At 58.9% G+C, this 17894-nt stretch carries 15 protein-coding genes; 6 read left to right on the top strand and 9 right to left on the bottom strand.

The genetic code is table 11. The features are described from left to right. Window positions 1-42: 42 nt before the first annotated feature. On the bottom strand, window positions 43-1695 hold the full coding sequence (locus KYK14_RS14220; RefSeq protein ID WP_219159700.1) for an ArnT family glycosyltransferase: 1653 nt from the start codon (window positions 1693-1695) through the stop codon (window positions 43-45). Between the two features lie 180 nt (window positions 1696-1875). Between KYK14_RS14220 and KYK14_RS14215 the strand changes: the two genes are divergently transcribed. From KYK14_RS14215 to KYK14_RS14205, 3 genes are all read left to right on the top strand, one after another. After that, window positions 1876-3375: an SDR family oxidoreductase gene (locus KYK14_RS14215; RefSeq protein ID WP_219159698.1), complete on the top strand. Its 1500-nt coding sequence runs from the start codon at window positions 1876-1878 to the stop codon at window positions 3373-3375. 368 nt (window positions 3376-3743) lie between these two features. Next, window positions 3744-5600, top strand: coding sequence for a prolipoprotein diacylglyceryl transferase family protein (locus tag KYK14_RS14210; protein WP_219159696.1), 1857 nt, complete (start codon window positions 3744-3746; stop codon window positions 5598-5600). Window positions 5601-5786: 186 nt separating this feature from the next. Then, complete coding sequence (locus tag KYK14_RS14205; protein ID WP_219159694.1) at window positions 5787-6905, top strand: mechanosensitive ion channel family protein; 1119 nt, start codon at window positions 5787-5789, stop codon at window positions 6903-6905. 173 nt (window positions 6906-7078) lie between these two features. Here the strand turns inward: KYK14_RS14205 and KYK14_RS14200 are convergent, their stop codons facing one another. The 3 genes from KYK14_RS14200 to KYK14_RS14190 all read right to left on the bottom strand — a co-directional run bounded on the left by KYK14_RS14200 (window position 7079) and on the right by KYK14_RS14190 (window position 10659). Then, window positions 7079-7348: a hypothetical protein gene (locus KYK14_RS14200; RefSeq protein ID WP_208308112.1), complete on the bottom strand. Its 270-nt coding sequence runs from the start codon at window positions 7346-7348 to the stop codon at window positions 7079-7081. A 45-nt stretch (window positions 7349-7393) separates the two neighbouring features. After that, window positions 7394-8032, bottom strand: coding sequence for a sce7726 family protein (locus tag KYK14_RS14195; RefSeq protein ID WP_185282966.1), 639 nt, complete (start codon window positions 8030-8032; stop codon window positions 7394-7396). Between the two features lie 92 nt (window positions 8033-8124). Continuing rightward, window positions 8125-10659: a type IA DNA topoisomerase gene (locus KYK14_RS14190; RefSeq protein ID WP_219159692.1), complete on the bottom strand. Its 2535-nt coding sequence runs from the start codon at window positions 10657-10659 to the stop codon at window positions 8125-8127. Window positions 10660-10850: 191 nt separating this feature from the next. Between KYK14_RS14190 and KYK14_RS14185 the strand changes: the two genes are divergently transcribed. Together KYK14_RS14185 and KYK14_RS14180 are read left to right on the top strand one after the other, a co-directional pair. Next, on the top strand, window positions 10851-11471 hold the full coding sequence (locus tag KYK14_RS14185) for an alpha/beta hydrolase (RefSeq protein ID WP_219159690.1): 621 nt from the start codon (window positions 10851-10853) through the stop codon (window positions 11469-11471). 109 nt (window positions 11472-11580) lie between these two features. Next, window positions 11581-12516 (top strand): ring-cleaving dioxygenase, encoded by a 936-nt coding sequence (locus KYK14_RS14180; protein ID WP_219159688.1) that lies wholly within the window; start codon window positions 11581-11583, stop codon window positions 12514-12516. Window positions 12517-12621: 105 nt separating this feature from the next. Here KYK14_RS14180 and KYK14_RS14175 read toward each other — a convergent pair whose 3' ends face one another. The 3 genes from KYK14_RS14175 to KYK14_RS14165 form a co-directional block, all read right to left on the bottom strand. Beyond that, window positions 12622-12903 carry a hypothetical protein gene (locus tag KYK14_RS14175; protein ID WP_185282962.1) on the bottom strand — a complete coding sequence of 94 codons (282 nt, stop codon included), beginning with the start codon at window positions 12901-12903 and terminating at the stop codon, window positions 12622-12624. 117 nt (window positions 12904-13020) lie between these two features. Then, the gene (locus tag KYK14_RS14170; RefSeq protein WP_185282961.1) at window positions 13021-13392 is read right to left on the bottom strand and encodes an SPW repeat domain-containing protein; all 372 of its coding nucleotides are present in this window, start codon (window positions 13390-13392) and stop codon (window positions 13021-13023) included. Window positions 13393-13557: 165 nt separating this feature from the next. Beyond that, window positions 13558-13701: a hypothetical protein gene (locus KYK14_RS14165; protein WP_219159685.1), complete on the bottom strand. Its 144-nt coding sequence runs from the start codon at window positions 13699-13701 to the stop codon at window positions 13558-13560. A gap of 341 nt (window positions 13702-14042) precedes the next feature. Here KYK14_RS14165 and allE point away from each other — a divergent pair, with 341 nt between their 5' ends. Next, on the top strand, window positions 14043-14789 hold the full coding sequence (gene allE / locus KYK14_RS14160) for a (S)-ureidoglycine aminohydrolase (protein ID WP_185282959.1): 747 nt from the start codon (window positions 14043-14045) through the stop codon (window positions 14787-14789). A 66-nt stretch (window positions 14790-14855) separates the two neighbouring features. Here allE and KYK14_RS14155 read toward each other — a convergent pair whose 3' ends face one another. Next, on the bottom strand, window positions 14856-15800 hold the full coding sequence (locus KYK14_RS14155; RefSeq protein ID WP_208308107.1) for an NADP-dependent oxidoreductase: 945 nt from the start codon (window positions 15798-15800) through the stop codon (window positions 14856-14858). A gap of 513 nt (window positions 15801-16313) precedes the next feature. Beyond that, on the bottom strand, window positions 16314-17711 hold the full coding sequence (locus KYK14_RS14150) for a HAMP domain-containing sensor histidine kinase (protein WP_208308106.1): 1398 nt from the start codon (window positions 17709-17711) through the stop codon (window positions 16314-16316). Between the last annotated feature and the right edge of the window lie 183 nt (window positions 17712-17894).

Here is a 17894-nt window from a genome sequence, read left to right as displayed (position 1 = left end):
TTCGCTCTGCTCAGGATGACAGCCGTTTTCTGATTTACCACTTCACCAGTACAACGTCCATTTACCTACCTTCTCCTGATGCTGGGTGTAGCGGAGCAGGGGTTTACGTCCTTCTGGCAGGTCACCTTTTACGAGAAGGGCGGGGTGCTGGCGGAGGAGGCTGTCGAGGGTGGGCTCCTGCTGGGCATCGCGCAGGTTGAGAAGGTTTTGCTGCCAGGACTTCGTTGGCTCGAACTGCGTTTCGCGGGCCAGAGCATCGTTGCCATCGTAGAGGGACACGGGTAGGCGGCCCGTGGCAAACGCCAGGGACGGTAGTAACTCATTGTAGACCAGCACAGGACGCTGCGTTAGGTGGTGCTGGTGCAGCAGCTCGGCCAGCGGACGACTACCGTTGAACAGCAGCTCGTTTTGCCGCAGAATGGGCTTGGCAGCCAGTAGCAGCACCACCGTGAACAAGGCCGGTAACATCAGCAGCCGTGGCGCCATACGTACCTCATCCCACAAGACCAGGGTAGCCACAATCAGGACTACGCCCGCAGCCGGCCAGATGGCTGTAAAGGGTGTAATTTCCAGCGGAAACTTGCTGTCGATGGCCAGTATCGGCAGTATGCACAGCGCGGCCAGAATGAGGCCGTACAGAATACCGAAGCCGCCGTACCAGCGTTCCAGGGCGCCATCGGTGCAGCGACCCAGGTAGTAGGCCGTGAGCAGCGCTACCCCCGGAAACACCGGCAACACGTACAGCAGCAACTTGGAGCTGGACAGCGAGAAAAACACCAGCGGTACCACCACCCAGAAAATGAGCACGTTGCGCCATTGCTGCGGCACCGTGGCCCAGCGCGTGCGCACCACCTGCGTCACCAAGGCCACTGACCACGGCAAACTGGTAGCAGGGGCCAGCACCAAATAGAACCACCACGGCTTGCTGCGATGAAACGTGGCCGCATTGGCGAAGCGCTCCACGGTGTGTTCGTAGAGAAAATAGCGTATGAACACCGGATTTTCCAACACCAGGTAGATATACCAGCTCAGCCCTACCAGCACAAACAGCCCGATACCCGCCGCGTGGTGCCAGGTGAAGGGCCGCCGCGCTTGTTCTCGCTTGAAGTAAAACCCAATCACCGCCATCAGCGGCAGCACAAAACCCACGGGGCCTTTGGTGAGGAAGGCCAGCCCCAGCCCTACCCAAAACAGGTACAATGCCCAGCGGCGGCCATCGTGGTAGTAGCGCAAAATACCGTACGCAGCGGCCAGCTCCAGTGTAGCCAGGTAGGCATCGGTGGTGACGTTGAGGGCCGAGATGAGCACCACGGGTAAGGTGCCGTAGATGACGGCCGCGCCCAGGGCGCGGGCCCGGTCGCCGGCAAAGAGCAGCAGCCCCACGGCATACACCAGATACACTTGCAGCAGCACGGCCAACACTGGCAGCAACCGGGCACCCAGGGCCGAGTGGTTGGCCAGCGCCAGCCCTGCCGCCGTGAGCCAGTACGTGAGGGGCGGCTTATGAAAGTGCTGAATGCCCAGTAGGCGCGGGTGCAGCCAGTCTTGCCCCGTGAGCATCTCCCGCCCGATTTCGGCGTAGCGAGCCTCGCTGCTTTCCAGCGGCCCCCAGCTGTTCAGCCCTACCAAAAAGGCCAGCCCCAGGGCCAGAATAAACAGCCAAAGCCAGAGGCGGGAAGCAATAGAACGCGGCATAAGCAACAGAATCAGACTGCAATGTTACCCAAAAAGCCGCGGGTATGAGTCGCAAAACATGCCGGAGCTAGTGGCGCGGGGTGGCCCTACCCCGCCCCTTGGCTACAGTAGCCCTTATTTTATGGCAAACTAACTATCTGACAATTCGTTACTTTAGTATCACTCTTGCCATTCCTACCCATGAAAATTCTGCTCACTGGCGCTACCGGCTACATTGGTCAGCGGCTGCTGCCCTTGCTGGTTGATGCGGGCCATCAGGTGGTGTGCCTGGTACGTGACCCGCGCCGTTTTGAACTGTCCGAGTCGCTGAAAAACCGGGTGGAGGTAGCCACCGGTGACCTACTTCAGCCCGACTCGCTGGCCGATTTGCCCCTCGATATCGATGCAGCCTACTACCTGGTGCACTCCATGAGCGGGCACGACACCAACTTTTTCCGGGCTGAGCAGGAATCGGCCCGGCACTTTGTGGCCTACCTCAACCGCACGCCGGCCCGGCAGGTTATCTACTTGTCCGGCATCGCCAATGACCGCGCCTTGAGCACTCACCTCCGCTCGCGCCGGGCGGTAGAGAAGGTGCTAAAGAGCGCCCAAAAGGCCCAGCTAACCGTGCTGCGGGCCAGCATTATTATTGGGTCGGGGTCAGCTTCGTTCGAGATTATCCGGGACTTGGTGGAGAAGCTGCCCGTAATGGTAACGCCGCGCTGGTTGCAGTCGCGCTGCCAGCCGCTGGGCGTGCGCGATGTGATGTTCTACCTCACGGCGGTGCTGGATAACCCGGCGTGCCTGGGCAAGTCGTTCGATCTGGGTGGCCCCGACGTGCTGACGTACCGCGAAATGTTGCTGGGCCTGGCCCGCGTGCGGGGCTACCGCCGGCTGGTACTCACGGTGCCCGTGCTCACACCGCGGCTGTCGTCGTGGTGGCTGTATTTGGTTACCAGCACTACCTTCTCGCTGGCCCAAAGCCTGGTAGAAAGCCTGCGCAACGACACAGTGGCCGACCCCAAACGCAGCATTGCCAAGGCCGTGCCGCACACCTGCATGAGTTACGAGGAGTCGTTGCAACTGGCTTTCCAGCGCATCGAGCAAAACGAAGTGGTGAGCAGCTGGAGCGATGCCCTGAGCAGCGGCGTGATGGAACGGCACTTCATGGACCACATGCAGCTGCCCCAATACGGCGTACTGCGCGACTGTCAGAAACTCCGTTTCTGGCGCGACCCTGAGGAAGTGCGCCAGAACGTGTGGCGCATTGGCGGCGACCGAGGCTGGTACAAGGTAGACTGGCTGTGGCGCCTGCGCGGCCTGCTGGATAAGCTGGTAGGCGGCGTGGGTCTGCGCCGCGGCCGCCGCTCCCCCACCGACCTGCGCGCCGGCGACCCGCTCGATTTCTGGCGGGTGCTGGTAGCCGACCGCCGGGCGCGGCGCCTGCTCCTCTACGCCGAAATGAAGCTTCCTGGCGAAGCGTGGCTCCAGTTCCGCATCCTACCCAACTACGACGGCACGCACACGCTGGAGCAGCTGGCGGTCTTTCGACCGCGGGGACTGGCCGGGCGCCTGTATTGGTATGCGCTGGTGCCGTTTCACTTCATCATCTTCAAAGGCATGATTGAAAACATTGTGCAGTACGGCGATACTACACCGGCCGCGCAGCCCGTTCCGCGCCTGCTACCTCAGCCAGGTTAAGGCACGTCACAAAGAATTGGAACGCAGGATGTCCTTTTCTTTCCGTGTAATACATTGATAATTAAATTATAACGCAGCCTGATCAGCTTTTTTAAAAGTCTGATCAGGCTGTTTCTTTGTCTGCGTATGTGCTACCCGGCGGGTAGCTTTACTCCTGTTACCTTCCTATCCACTATCGGGTTAGCTTGTGTTGCGGCTGGTACCCCTATCGTACCCCGCTCATCCTTACGCACGATGCAGAAGCGCCCCGGCGAGTAACCGTCCGGGGCGCCTTTATTTCTGCATTTGTCCGCGCCGCCTTCGTCGGCGCACTTGCCTGGCCATCTCTTTTTATCCTATCGATGTATTCCTACCCCCTACCGGCCCCTGTGCTCCCCTCCCCACACGGGCACGTCTATTACACGCAGTTTTATATGCTGGCCTTTGCCCTAGGGCAGGCGCTGCTGCTGTGGGCCGGCTACCGCCGCGGCTATGCATGGCGGCCGTGGCTGGTGTTACTGGCGGCGTCTACGCTGGCCTTCATTCTGGGCACCAAGCTCATTGCTCTACCTTTAGCCGACTGGCCCGCCATTTTGGCGGGCCAACCCTGGCCCACCGACCCCGCCCGCTCGGTGCTGGGCGGCGCCATAGCAGGCACGCTAGCCCTACTGGCGCTACGCCGCTGGCTGGGTTTCTCCTGGCACGTGTTCGATGTGTTTGCCTTGCCCATGTGCCTCACACTGGCGGTGCAGGGAGTAGGGTGCCTGCTCACGGGCTGCTGTTTCGGCGAGCTGGCCGAAGCCGGCCCCGCTATCCGATACGCTCCCGACACCCTGCCCTACCTCTGGCAGCTTCAGCGGGGCCAGCTCGCGGCCACTGCTGCGGCGTCGTTGCCGGTGGTACCTATTCAGCTCTATTCCTTGCTGCTGTATGTGGGGGTAGGCGTGGTGGTGCTGGCTACGCGGCGGCGCGTATGGCCTGGTGGTAGCCGCTACCTGCTCTATCTGGGCTTGGTGCTGGCTGGGCGCTTTGTGCTCGAATACTGGCGCGACCCAGCCGGCGAGCAGGTAGGCGGCGCTACTTTGGTGCTGGCGGGCGTGGCCCTCAAACAAGTGCAGTGGGTACTGCTACCTATAGCCCTGACGGCTCTGGGCTGGTGGACTATCCGTATTCGCCAACTTGATCAAATGACAGTTGCTACCCCACCATTGGTGCGGCCTGCACGAAACCTAGTAACGGTGGCGGGCCTGCTCCTACTCACCGCGCTAGTGGGCCCCGGCGCCCTCACCCTACCCGAGGTTTTATCCGTGAAAGCCACGCTACTCCTAGTAGTGGGCATGGAGGCCGCTTGTCTGTTGCGTGGGTATCAGCCCCGAGTAGCCTACCTGCCGCTGGCGTTGGTACTGTTGATTGGCGTGCTGACCAGCCAGAAAGCTGCGCCCGACAGCACGCGCAACCGCTATTTCACCTTCAGCCCCGCTTTCATGCAGGGCAAATATGACCAGGATTTGCAGGAAGCTGCTAGTTCAGGAGGCTGTTCTGGCGGCGGCGGCCCCGCCATTCGGCGCGCCTATTACCACCGCTACCAGGTGGCCGGTGGCGGTATTTCCTACACCGATGCCGATGACCCGGATGGCAACCGCCGCTTGTTTGGAGCAGAAGTGCTGATGGGTACTGAGCGCATCGGCTACCGCGAGCTGGACCTCAACGGCTCCTTCCTCACCTCCGACGAAACCGGCCACGCCAATAAGTCGCTGTTCGACCTGCACCTATTTGCGGAGCGCGACCGAGTACTAGGCAACGCTGGCACTTTGGGCATAGGCTACCGCCTGGGATTTCACGCAGGCAACCTGGGCTACCGGGCCGACGATGCCCGCGATATCACGTTCACCGAGCGGCACATGATTTTGTCACCCGACCTCATGCTCTGGATTGGACGGCGCGACCGATTCTTTGTGCAAGCCGATATGGGCCGTAGTGTAAATGGTTTGGGTACCATCGGCAGCACCTTCAGCCTGGGTTCGGGCTTTGGCCAAACCCACGGCAGCTTTGCGCAGGGCGGTGTGGCATTCGACGAGGCCAGGTTGGGCATTACCCAGAAAGCTACAGCCTTTGTGAGTGGCAACGTGCGTCTGGGCAATAGTGGCTTGTGGGTAGAGCCCTACGCGGCCACTAGTTTTAGCCGGACGCACCGGCTTAGCCTGCGCCTGCACTACCGGCTGCCCGTGCAGGGCAGCAACCGCTGATACAATAACAAACTTACTATTTGCCAACCCCTACCCGTTACCTTGCGTACGTTGGGGCTATACTCATCGGGTTTATCGCTACCCTGAGTGCTTCCGAGGTACTATTCCTCTCCCTCCCCCGCTCTGCTTTCTGCCTGCCATTGCCGAAGCCCCACCCGCGGCCCCGCGTTCTAAAACGGCTTTTTGATGCAACACTTTCAAACACTTCTGGATACCTTACCTGCCTGGCTCGGCAACGTGCTATTGGGCGTTGCTGCCATTGCGGGCGGACTCTTATTGCGCGGGTTGCTTACCAAGGCTCTGCGCTACTACCGCAGCTTTTCAGATGGCTTCATCGTCAATTCGCTGATTCGTCGTCTGCGGCAACCGCTCAATTTCTTCATTCCGGTTCTGATTCTGGTCCTGATTCTGCCGCTGATGACGCTAGAGCCGCCCGCGCACCGCACGGCCACGCGGGTCCTGGGAATTCTGGCCACGGCGGGCTTTGCCTGGGTACTCATTCGGCTGGTGTATGTGGGCGAAGAATTCGTGTACCACAGCTACGACCTGACCAAGGACAACAACATCAAGGAGCGTAAGATCCGGACGCAGCTCCAGTTCATTCGGCGGTTGGCTGTTATCGGCATTGGACTGCTGGCGGTGGCGGCCATTCTACTCAGCTTTGATAGTGTGCGGCGCATCGGCGCGGGCCTGCTGACGGGGGTAGGAGTTGGCGGTATTATCGTCGGTTTTGCGGCCCAACGGTCGTTGGCCAACTTACTGGCCGGCTTCCAGATTGCCTTCACCCAACCCATTCGCATTGATGATGTGCTGGTGGTGGAGGGCGAGTGGGGTCGGGTAGAGGAAATTACGCTCACCTACGTGGTCCTACAAATCTGGGATCAGCGCCGCCTGATTTTGCCCATCAACTACTTCATTGAGAAACCTTTCCAGAACTGGACGCGCATCTCGGCCGAGATTCTGGGCACGGTGTTTATCTACACCGATTACACCCTACCCGTGTCCGCCCTGCGCGAGGAACTTACGCGCCTGCTGAAAGCCAGCCCGCTCTGGGACCAGCGCGTGAATACACTGCAAGTCACGGATTCTAAGGAAAGCACCCTGGAAATCAGAGCCCTGATGAGCGCCCGCAACTCGTCCGACGCATTCGATCTACGGTGTTTTGTACGCGAGCATCTGGTGCAGTTTATCCGCGAAAACTACCCCGAGGCCCTACCCCGCACCCGCGCCGAGCTGTCGTACGCTGACCAGGGCCTGCTGGGCAGCCGCCCCGATTTTCTCCCCGCCGTAGCCGACCATCGGTAGCGCAGTTAGTTGAGCGTTACCGTATTCACGCGCCTTCTAGCATCTATTTACATTGTCATCCTGAGCGGAGCGAAGGACCTGCTCACGTGAGAACGAGTCGCTAGTGCGCTTGTCATTCTCACGTGAGCAGGTCCTTCGCTCCGCTCAGGATGACAGCATTAGTAGTCCCTCCCCTACCCACCTACTTGTATCAACACAAGCATAGCCACCACCACAGCCACGTAAATACCCAGCGCCAGCCATTCGGCCCGATTCTTAAAATCGTAGGGAAACAGGGTGCGGGCACGCTGCTGCACCCAGTAGGAAGCCAGGAAGCCAAAGGCCGTCAGCCCCAACCCCAGCCCCTGCGGAATCACCTGTCGGAACATCAGCAGCAAGGCTACCAAGGGTAGCAACCCGATGAGGTAGCCCAGCAAACGCGCAGCAAAAAGAGTATTGGGCATGGCAGAAAACGGGTTGTTTTTAAATGTAGAGAGGCGAACGTTTGGCTATGGCAAACCGCGGGGTCGTTTACGCCGCTTGATGCGCTTGATGGTTTTTCGCCAGGGCTCCCTAGGTGGCTGCGACTCGCGCAGGGCTTTGCGCTCGGCCCGCTTTTGCGTGCGCACAGGTAGGCGAGCCGTGAGCCGCTCACGCGTGTAGCGCGCCCAGTGCGACACCGGAATATTGTGCGCGTGGCGCATGATGTGCATCACCTCGCGCCGCTGCATGGTGCTCACACCGCGCAGCCCGCGCGCGAGCATAAATTGCCGCAGCTCGTCCACCATCAACAGGCCACCCAGAGCTGTGCGCTCCACGGCCGAGTTGTAGCCCGCTTTGCGGTGCGTAACGATGCCTTCTTCTGTGGCCACCATCACGCCTACCCATTCTGGTAGCAAGGGCATCAGCTTGGGTAGGTGCTTTTCGGTCACCACAAACGTGACGAAATCGTACACCAGCATGTAGTGCCCTAACTGGTGGACAACCCGCTGCATGGTGTCGCCGGCACCTTTGATTTCGTAGCAGTGCATAAACTGCTCGGTGATGTGCACAAGGTCGGCACGGGTGCCCCCGGTGGGCAATTCTTCAATATACACGCCTTCGGTGAGCAGCGGATACAGCAGAGCACGGATGGCAGGATCGTTCATAGGTAAAGTAAAATGATGATAGTCGTAATGTAGTAAACAGAAGGATTTGGGCCATGCGGCACCTTAAAGTATGGCAAGTAGGCGGCCGTCACCTACCCTTTCTCGAACACGGGCTCTATCCTACCTTCGGCGTTGAGTTGCAGCGCCGCCGCGTACCGCTCGCCGGTCCGGCTCGACACGAAGCCGCGAATCGTGCCGGTTTTGCCCTTGCGCAGCAACTGGTTCATCTGCACGTCGCTCAGCTTCTTGCCGCCCCACTCAAACGGCGCCCGAAACTGGCAGTCCTCGCGGAAGCGCGAGCAGCCCCAGGCGGCATTGCCGCGCAGCATGGTGCCCAGCTTGCACACCGGGCACGGAATCTGACCGGGGTCGGTGGAGGTAGTGGGCTTGCTCTCAGCGGCGCGCACCAGCTCTAGCTGGTACTGAGGCGTGAGGCGCACGGCCGCGTCAAACTTCTGCCCATCATCGTCTAAGTAGCCTTTGATAACGGGCGTGCGGCCTTTGGCAAGCAATACACTTACCTGCTTGTCGGTGAGCTTCTTCCCGGCAAACTCGACGGGCATACGAAACTGGCAGTTCTCGCGGAAACGTGAGCACCCAAACGCCGCTTTGCCGCGCAGGATGCCACCCGTCTGGCACTTCGGACATGGGCCGAGGCCAATGGTTGGCTGTTGACTGTTGACTGCTAGCTGTTGGCTTCTTGCTGGCGCTTGGCTCCCCCCCGAGGCTGGGAGGGTAGGGTCTGCAATCAGCCGGCGCGAACCGTCGTGCTTTACCTCGTGCACCACCTCACGCACCAGACTTTTCAGCTCGTCCAGGAAATGGTCGGGCTGCAAGTCGCCGCCTTCAATCTGGCGCAGCTTCTTTTCCCACTGCCCGGTCAGCTCCGCCGATTTCAGGGTAGGGTTCCGAATCAGACCAATCAACTCTACCCCGGTGGGCGTGGGTATAATGCGCTTCTTTTCGCGCCGAATGTAGCCGCGCTTGAACAGCGTTTCGATGATGTTGGCGCGGGTACTAGGCCGCCCAATGCCATTTTCCTTCATGGCTTGCCGCAGCTCATCGTCGTCGATGTTGCGGCCAGCGGTTTCCATGCCGCGCAGCAGCATAGCCTCGGTGTACTCACGCGGAGGCTGGGTCATTTTCTGGTCGAGGCGCGGTTTGTGCGGGCCGCTCTCATCCTTCACGAAGTTGGGTAGCACGGTGCTCACCACGTCGTCGCTGTCGGCCTCGCCGGGCGCTTTGGGGGCGCTGGGCGCTTGTTGTTTCTCGGGGTCGCCGTACACCACGCGCCAGCCGGGATTCAAAATCTGCCTACCCCGCACCCGGAAAGGGTAGCCCGCCGCCTCGGCCGTCACGGTGGTATTCGACACCTCACAGTCGGGGTAGAACGCGGCCAGGAAGCGGCGCACGATGATATCGTACACGCTGTGCTCCTGGCTACCCAAGCCGCCAGCGCTAGCGCCAGTTGGGATGATGGCGTGGTGGTCCGTTACCTTCTGGTTGTTGAACACCTTGGTGCTCTTGCGGATTTTGGCGGCCAGCAGCGGCTGCGTGAGGCTGTGGTAGGCGCCCAAGCCTTTCAGGATGCCCGCAATTTTGGGGTACTGGTCGTCGGGTAGGAAGGTGGTGTCTACGCGCGGATAGCTCACTACCTTTTTCTCGTAGAGGCTCTGCACCGTGCGCAGCGTGTCCTCGGCCGATAAGCCCAACTGGTTGTTGCACTGCACCTGCAAGGAGGTCAGGTCGAACAGTGCCGGCGGCGACTCATAGCCTTTCTTGATTTCGACACCCGTAATGGTCAGCGGCACGTCTTTCACGGCGGCCATAGCCGTGTTGGCTTCTTCCTCGCTCACGAAATAGCCGCGAGCTTTCAGGCGGGCCTTTTCGTCGGGCTCGTCGTCCTCAGCCTTGCCTTTTTTGGGCGGGGCCACGTGGCTGAACATGGTGCCGCGGTACTCCGTGCGCAGCACCCAGTAGGGCTCCGGCTTGAAATTCTGAATCTCGTGGTAGCGGTCTACCAATAGCGCCAGGGTAGGCGTTTGCACGCGGCCCAGGCTCAGTACCTGCCCACGGCCGGGCGCATACTTCAGCGTGAACAGGCGGGTAGCGTTCAGCCCCAGCAGCCAGTCGCCCACGGCGCGGCTCTTGCCGGCCTGGTACAGCCGGTCAAACTCGCTCCCCTCGCGCAGGTTGGCAAACCCCTGGCGGATAGCCTCTTCCGTGAGCGACGAAATCCAGAGGCGCTTGAAAGGCTTACGGTATTTGGCCTCCGTCAGCACCCAGCGCTGAATCACTTCTCCCTCCTGCCCCGCGTCGCCGCAGTTGATAACTTCCTCGGCCGCGTCAAGCAGCTTCTTAATTACGTTGAACTGCCGCACTACGCCATCGTCGCGGCGCATGAGCTTAATGCCGAAGTTATCGGGCATCATAGGCAGGTCGTGGATGCTCCAGCGCTTCCACTCGGGGCGGTAGTCCTCGGGTTCCTTGAGCTGGCAGAAGTGCCCAAACGTCCAAGTGACCTGGTAGCCGTTGCCCTCGTAGTAGCCGTCCATTTTGCGGTTGGCACCTAGTACGTTGGCAATTTCACGGGCCACGCTGGGCTTCTCGGCAATACAAACCTTCATCGTCGATTTTGCAGATGTTGCTGAGGTAATCTCAGCGAATAATCAACAAAGATACGGCGCAGAAAGGTCGATTAATTAGTCTGGCTTTCCTGAGCGGTTCCACACACCAGGCTCCGGCTGCTTCTGCCTGCTAGGTAGGACGTTGTCTTTCAACCAGCAAGCTTTCCTCGCGCAGCCCTTATATTGGCCGTATGCATCAAGAACCTATTCGCACGGCGGGGCAACCGTTAGGCACCGCCACCAAAGCCCTGATTATGCTGCACGGCCGGGGCGCCAGCGCCGCCGATATCCTGTCGCTGGGCCGGCATCTGCACGTTGGCGCCTACGCCCTGCTTGCCCCGCAGGCCACGCAGCACACATGGTACCCGCAGTCTTTTCTGGCGCCAACCGCCCAAAACGAACCCTGGCTTTCAGCCGCGCTGGCCGCTGTAGACCACGCAGTGGCCGAGGTGGTAGACAACGGCATCAGCAAGAAAAATATCTATTTCATGGGCTTCTCGCAGGGAGCGTGCCTGATGCTGGAGTACGTGGCGCGCCACGCCACCCGCTACGGCGGCGTGGCGGCCTTCACTGGTGGCCTTATTGGCGACGAAGTGCATCCTACTACCTACGCGGGCGACTTCGGCGGCACGCCCATATTCATCGGTAGCAGCGACCCTGATTTTCACGTGCCCGTAGAGCGTGTGCGCGCCTCCACGGCGCTGCTCACTAAGCTAGGTGCCCACGTCACGGAGAAGATCTACCCCAACATGGGCCACACCATCACACAGGAAGAAATAGATTTAGCCAATAATTTGATATTCAGTAAATAACCGAATAAACAAAGCAAGCCATTTGCGCTAGTTTGCAGGGCTGAAGCCCTGCAAACTAGCGCAAATAAGTTACCTCCTTTCTACCCTTCTGAATTCTAACCCACTTCTCATGGAACCACGCATTCTTGGCCTGCACCACGTGACGGCTATTGCGGGCAATGCCCGGCGGAACTACGATTTTTACGCCAACGTGCTCGGTCTACGCTTCGTGAAAAAGACCGTCAATTTCGACGACCCCGGCACGTATCATTTCTACTTCGGCGATGAAACCGGCTCGGCGGGTACCATTCTCACTTTTTTTCCCTGGGAGCACATCACCCAGGGCCGGCGCGGCATTGGGCAGACCACGGAGGTAGGCTACTCTGTGCCCGCGGGCAGCTTCGATTTCTGGATAAAGCGCTTTGAGCAGTACGGTGTTACGTACAACAAGCCCAGTGAGAAGTTTGGTGAGCCGTACCTCACTTTCCTCGACCCCGATGGCTTGAAGCTGGAGCTTATCGTGTCCAAAACCGAGGACCCGCGCACGCCCTGGACCACCGCCGAGGTAGGCGCTGAGGTAGCCACCAAGGGTTTCCATACCGTTACGCTCACGCTGGCCAGCATCAAAGCCACCGCTGAGATCCTAACTGATGTATTCGGCTATACGCTGCTGGAAAGTCACGTAAACCGCCACCGCTACGTGACCGACACGGTGCAGGGCGCCGCCTACATTGACTTGGTAGAGGCGCCCGGCGAAGCGCGAAGCGTGACGGCCGGCGGCTCGGTGCATCACATTGCCTTCCGCGTGGCAAACGACGAAGCCGAACTCTACTTCCGCAAAAAGCTGATCGAGAAAGGCTTGCAGCCTACCCCGCAAATCGACCGCGACTACTTCCACTCCGTGTATTTCCGCGAGCCGGGCGGCGTGCTCTTCGAAATTGCCACCGATAACCCCGGTTTCACCGTGGATGAGCCCCTGGCCGAGCTGGGCACTCACCTGATGCTGCCCAAGCAACACGAGCACTTACGCGCCCGCCTCGAAGCCAGCCTACCCCCTATAGGCTAAGGCTGGCGGACTTGGGGTATTTAGAATAATCTACCTCTACCGTAAGCACACAAAAGGCGCTACCTGCTTCAGGTAGCGCCTTTTGTGTGTTTGTAAACTCAAGTTTTACAGCTTGTCCTGCTCTGGCTTGGGTAGCACTTGCTTGTGGTCGTCGCCATTAAGGTAGTCTTCGTCGCCTTTGGCAGCGCTGTGCAGGTGCAGCGGGGCGGTGCCCATTTCGGCGCTTTCGCCCTGGTCTGTTTTCAGCTGGTAGCTACCGTTGTTCACAAGGCCGGTAGTGCCGTCGCCGCGCTCATCGCGCACTGTTTCCTGGCTGCCTTGGTCGTGTGTGATGGTAGGGTTAATGGGGGTACTTTCTTCGGGATTATGCTGGGGGTCCTGGGCCATGTTAGTAGTGCTAAAAGAGCCGGTGAGCCGGCTCGTGTAAGTGAAAACCGTTGCAATAAAAACGGCGCGTATACTCACTATACGCGCCGCTCCCCGGTCGGTTTGGTATCGGATACTCTACTGTTCGAATTCCGGCATTTCTTCGGGTTTGGAGAGCGTGCCCGCCAGGATGCCAAACGTGCCTAGCAGCAAAAACGCGTTGCGGGCCGCCTTGTTCTTAGCGAAGCCCAGCAGCCAGGGCGAGCTGGCAGCGAATACGCCTACTGCCACATCCAGCACCAAGTGCGCTTTATATGGCATTTTCTTGAAGAGGCCCCACTCGGCGCGGGTGAACATACTGGACAACAGAATATTACCGGCTAGCACGCGCGTCATGGTCACGGCTTTTTGTTCTGCTTCAAACCCCGCTAGTTTCGGAATCGTCAGGGCCAGTGGGATGTAGCTGTAGTCGGTGAAGCCGTGCTGGCGGCGAGAAATAGGCTGTTCCATTGGTCTGTGTGGTGAATGGTTGAGTGTTGAAAAGCGGTACGCAGCCGCGAGGCAGCTAGCTCTTGTGCCTTAGTAGAGCATGTAGGTGATGGGCACGCTGGCACTTGAGCTTGCTTGATAGTTTGCCTAGAGTCAATTTCGGCTTAAAGGCATGGCATCGGCGTACTAGTTCTGGAAAGCGGCAGTCAGGTCGTTGTTGGCTACCGGGTACATCAGTAGTTGGCGCACGGGTAGGGCTAGGTTGCGTTCTTCGGCTGCTTTGCCTAGCAGAAAGCGAAGAGAACGACGGGAGGGCGTACCATTCTTCATACAAACGGCACTAGGTGAGGGGTTGTGGAAAAGAGAGTAGCGGTGAACTAGCAGGCTAAAACAGCATACGTTTCGCCGGTTATACCTGCCGCCACAGACCTCCAAAATCAGTATTTACCTATGCTTTTACTGCATTCTGCAACCACGTTTCTACGGGTTTTTACGTAGACAGATTAGGCTCACAGCGGGCTCTGGCGTTAGACGAGTGGTACACGGTACATAGGCTCTGCCTGATCCTGAAGCGAGTTATTGCATTGGTTGACCTCATCCGTTCGTCTTATGCTCCTTATTACGTGCGTGCCTCACTGGTGCGCCTAGTTGGCCTCACTGATTTTCTACCCATGCAAATTCCTGCTTTCACCCGCTCCGTTGTTGCGCGCAATCACGCCATTCTTACCCCCGATGGCTACATCAACAGCAACGTGCCTGGCTGGACAGGCTGCACAGTCAACGTGCTGGTGAGCGAGCACATGGGCGCTGGCTTTGGACAAACGCTTATCACGGCACGGGAAAACGGCCAGGTAACGGGCCGCACCGCTACGGCACAGATTTTCTTCTACGTGGTGCGGGGCGAGTGTCAGGTATCGGTAGGGGGCACGGTGCGGCTGCTCAAAACCGGCCAGTTCGTGTACGTCCCGATAGAGCAAGAGTACCTGTTCGACCGATTTGATGCGGGTACTCAACTACTCACGTTTCACAAAGTGTATGAGCCGTTGGCTGGCCACCTGGCGCCCGAGGTCATGTTTGGGGAGAAAGATGACCGCGAGGCCCGCGTGCACTGCAACGATGAGGGTCTGCGCATACAGGCGCTGTTGCCCCATAAGCCTGCCTTCGACATGGCCGTCAACATCTTCACCTACGAACCCGGCGCGTTTCTGCCGCTGGTAGAAACGCACCAGATGGAGCATGGCCTACTCTACCTGCAAGGCCAGGCCATCTACATGCTCAACCAGCAATACTACCCCGTGCAGCAAGGCGATGCCATTTGGATGGCGCCCTACTGCCCGCAATGGGCCGCAGCCATCGGCAAAGAGCCTTCGGTATATATCTACTACAAAAACATAAACCGCTTCCCAACAGTGGTGTAACCTTATGTTGGAAAGCGGTTTATAAACTATGCGAGGTAGATGGGCTTAAGCGGTATCGCTACTTTCCTACCCTACCGTCAGCACAATCTTTCCCTTCGACTCGCCCTGCTCGCCGTATTCCTGGGCGGCGCTGGTTTCAGACAGCGGGAACGTGCGGTCGATGACGGGGTGAATGGTGCCGGCTTTCAGCCACGCCGAGATAAGCGCCATATCGGAACCGCTGTTTTTGGCCATGAAGGCCGCCTGCTTCTTGCTTGAGAAAGCTGCCGATAACACCGCTGCGGCTATGGCTTTGGGGTCGGGGATGGTGGTTACGTAGCGGCCGTTGTTGCGCAGGCAAGCTTTGCTTTCCAAGAAAGAGCTTTTGCCGGCTGCGTCGAACACCACGTCGTAGCGGCTTTGGTCTTTCGTAAAATCGTGCTCCTTGTAGTTATACACTTGCGAAGCGCCCAAGCTGCGTACCATCTCCATGTTATCGGGGCCGCAGGTGCCAATTACCTCCCCGGCACCCAGCGCCCAGGCTATTTGCACGGCCATGGCGCCTACCCCACCCGATGCCCCGTTGATGAGTACCCGGTCGCCGGAAAGTACGGGAGCGTGGTCGCGCAGGGCCTGCAACGCCGTAATGGCCACTAGGGGCACGGCCGCAGCTTGCTCAAAGCCCAGGTTATCAGGAATGAAAGCAGTTTCCACCTCTTCCAGCACGGCATACTCGGCGTTGGCGCCGCCCATGCCCGCTACCATACCATATACCCGGTCGCCGGGGGTAAATCGTACGACGTCGTCGCCCACGGCAGCCACCTCACCGGCTACATCGCGGCCCATCAGCTTCGGAAACGCGGGGCTCATAATCAGCTTCATACCGCCTTCCCTGATTTTCCAGTCGACGGGGTTGACGCTGCTGGCCTGCACGCGCACTAGAATCTGGTTGGCTTTGGGCTTGGGAGTTGGCTGCTCGCCGTATTGCAGTACGCTGGCGGGGCCGTACTCATTGAAATATATTGCTTTCATCAGAAGTAAGTGAGAGTAAATACTTCTTGATGGGTACGCGTGGGACCTACCCTAAAGTTGTCAGCGAGAAGCTATTGACGGATATCTTACACCAAAAAGCCATCGTACCACTACTGGTACGATGGCTCTGGTAGCCGTCGGCATTCTCCCCTCCAAGGTAGCCGACAGCAAATCGGATGCAGACTATGTGATGCCGTGTTTAGTGGCTTTGCTGGCCACATATACTGCATGAGTTCTTACTTTAAAGCAGATGCGTTGATTCCGGGCAACTGACTACAGGTGAGCCGTCGTTTGCGGCATCCATCAGTCCATTCGCTGCCGGCAACACACTTGCTTGAACTATTATGTTACAAGAATACGGGGAGGTAATTAAGAGCGCGTTAAAAGAGAATTAAAAAGAAATTAAATCGCTTCTTATGGCCACAAACGACTATAAAACAGCATTTTATTTCTTCACAAAGAGTATTTAGCACTATGAAACACACCTGCGAGAGGATGCTATTTTGGGATTGGTTAAGCGGCTGGTAGAATCAGCTCCACTTCGGTGCCTTCGTGCAAACGGCTGCGCACGTGAATACTGCCGCCGTGCAGCTCCATGATTTTGGCCGTGAGCGGCAGCCCAATGCCGTGTCCGGGCACCGTACGCACGTTATCGGCCCGGAAGAAAGGCACAAACACTTGCTGCTGGTCTTCTGGGGTCATGCCTACCCCTTTGTCGCGCACTAGCAGGTGCACGGCGCGCGGCGCGGCCAGCAACGTGGCCACAATGGGCTGTGTGGGGTCGGAAGAAAACTTGCAGGCGTTTTCGAGCACGTTGAGCACCGCCGACAGCAGCAGCGCCTCGTTGCCCCGCACCACAAACGGGTCGGCGGGATGGCCGGAATCCGACTCGCTGAATTCCAGGTCGACGCGGTGGGTAGGGTGGCGCCGCCTGATTTCCTCGTGGGCCTGTAGCAGCAGCTCGTCGAGGCGCGTTGAGGTGAGGGGCACCTGCGAGGGGTCGTCGGAGGCGCGGGCAATCTGGAGCAGGCCGTTGGTGAGGTCTTTCAGGAGGCGAGCCGCATCGAGGGTGCTGCGCAGCACGCGCCGGTACTCGGCAGGCGGGCGCTCCTCCTGCATCAGGGCCACTTCCAGCTCTCCAATGAGGGCCGTCAGGGGAGTCCGCAGCTCGTGGGAGGCGTCGCGGACGAAGGTGCGCTGCCCGGCAAATGCCGTTTCGAGACGGTCGAGGAGGCTGTTGAACCGCTGCGCCAAGTGCGACACTTCGTCCTGCCCGTCGGTTTCGGAGAGGCGCTGGTGCAGGTCGGAAGCCGTGATGCTGTCTACCTCGTTCACCACGCGCTTCATGGGGCGCAGGGCCTGGCCGGCAAAAAACCAACCGCCCACACCCACAATCCCAAACGATACTAGCAGGCCCACCAGCAGAATCAGCCGCAAATTGCTCAATTCCTGCTCGCTTTCCGTGTCCATGGAGGAAGCCACTACGATAAAGGTGCCGCGCCGCGCATCGCGGTAGCGCAACGAAACCGTTTGGTGATAGGCGGCATCGTGCCGGATGCCCTGGCCCAAACGACGCGCATCTTCCAGCAACTTGCCCGGTGCAGGCTTGGTCCGCAGAGTGCCTTCATGAAAGACAATAGAGTCCTGGTTGTTGTACACCCGCGCTTCTTCCTGGGGCAGCGTGCGGTAAAACTGGCGCAGGTAGCGTCGGTACGAAACCCGGCTGGCATCGGCGCGGTTAGTGCCATCCAGGTACACGTGCCCCACTATCTGGGCGCGGCCTAGTAAGCGTTCGGTGAATAACGCCCGCCGGGCCTGGTAGGTAAAGGCATAAATCACCAGCGAAAACACCAGCAGCGTGCAGCCTACAATCAACCCAAACTGCAACGCCAACCGAAGACGAATAGACATAATGTTGATGTGCTAATATGCTGATGTGGTGATTGTTGAGGTGGTGAGGCATTGTCATCCTGAGCTTGCGAAGGACCTTATCACGGCAGAATGATTACCGTAACAACGACTCGTGCTAGCGTGATAAGGTCCTTCGCAAATTCAGGATGACAATGCCTCACCACCTCAACAATCACCACATCA

This window comes from Hymenobacter profundi, from assembly GCF_019334315.1.
GTDB lineage: Bacteria > Bacteroidota > Bacteroidia > Cytophagales > Hymenobacteraceae > Hymenobacter > Hymenobacter profundi.
This window is presented reverse-complemented; position numbering and strand designations above follow the sequence as displayed.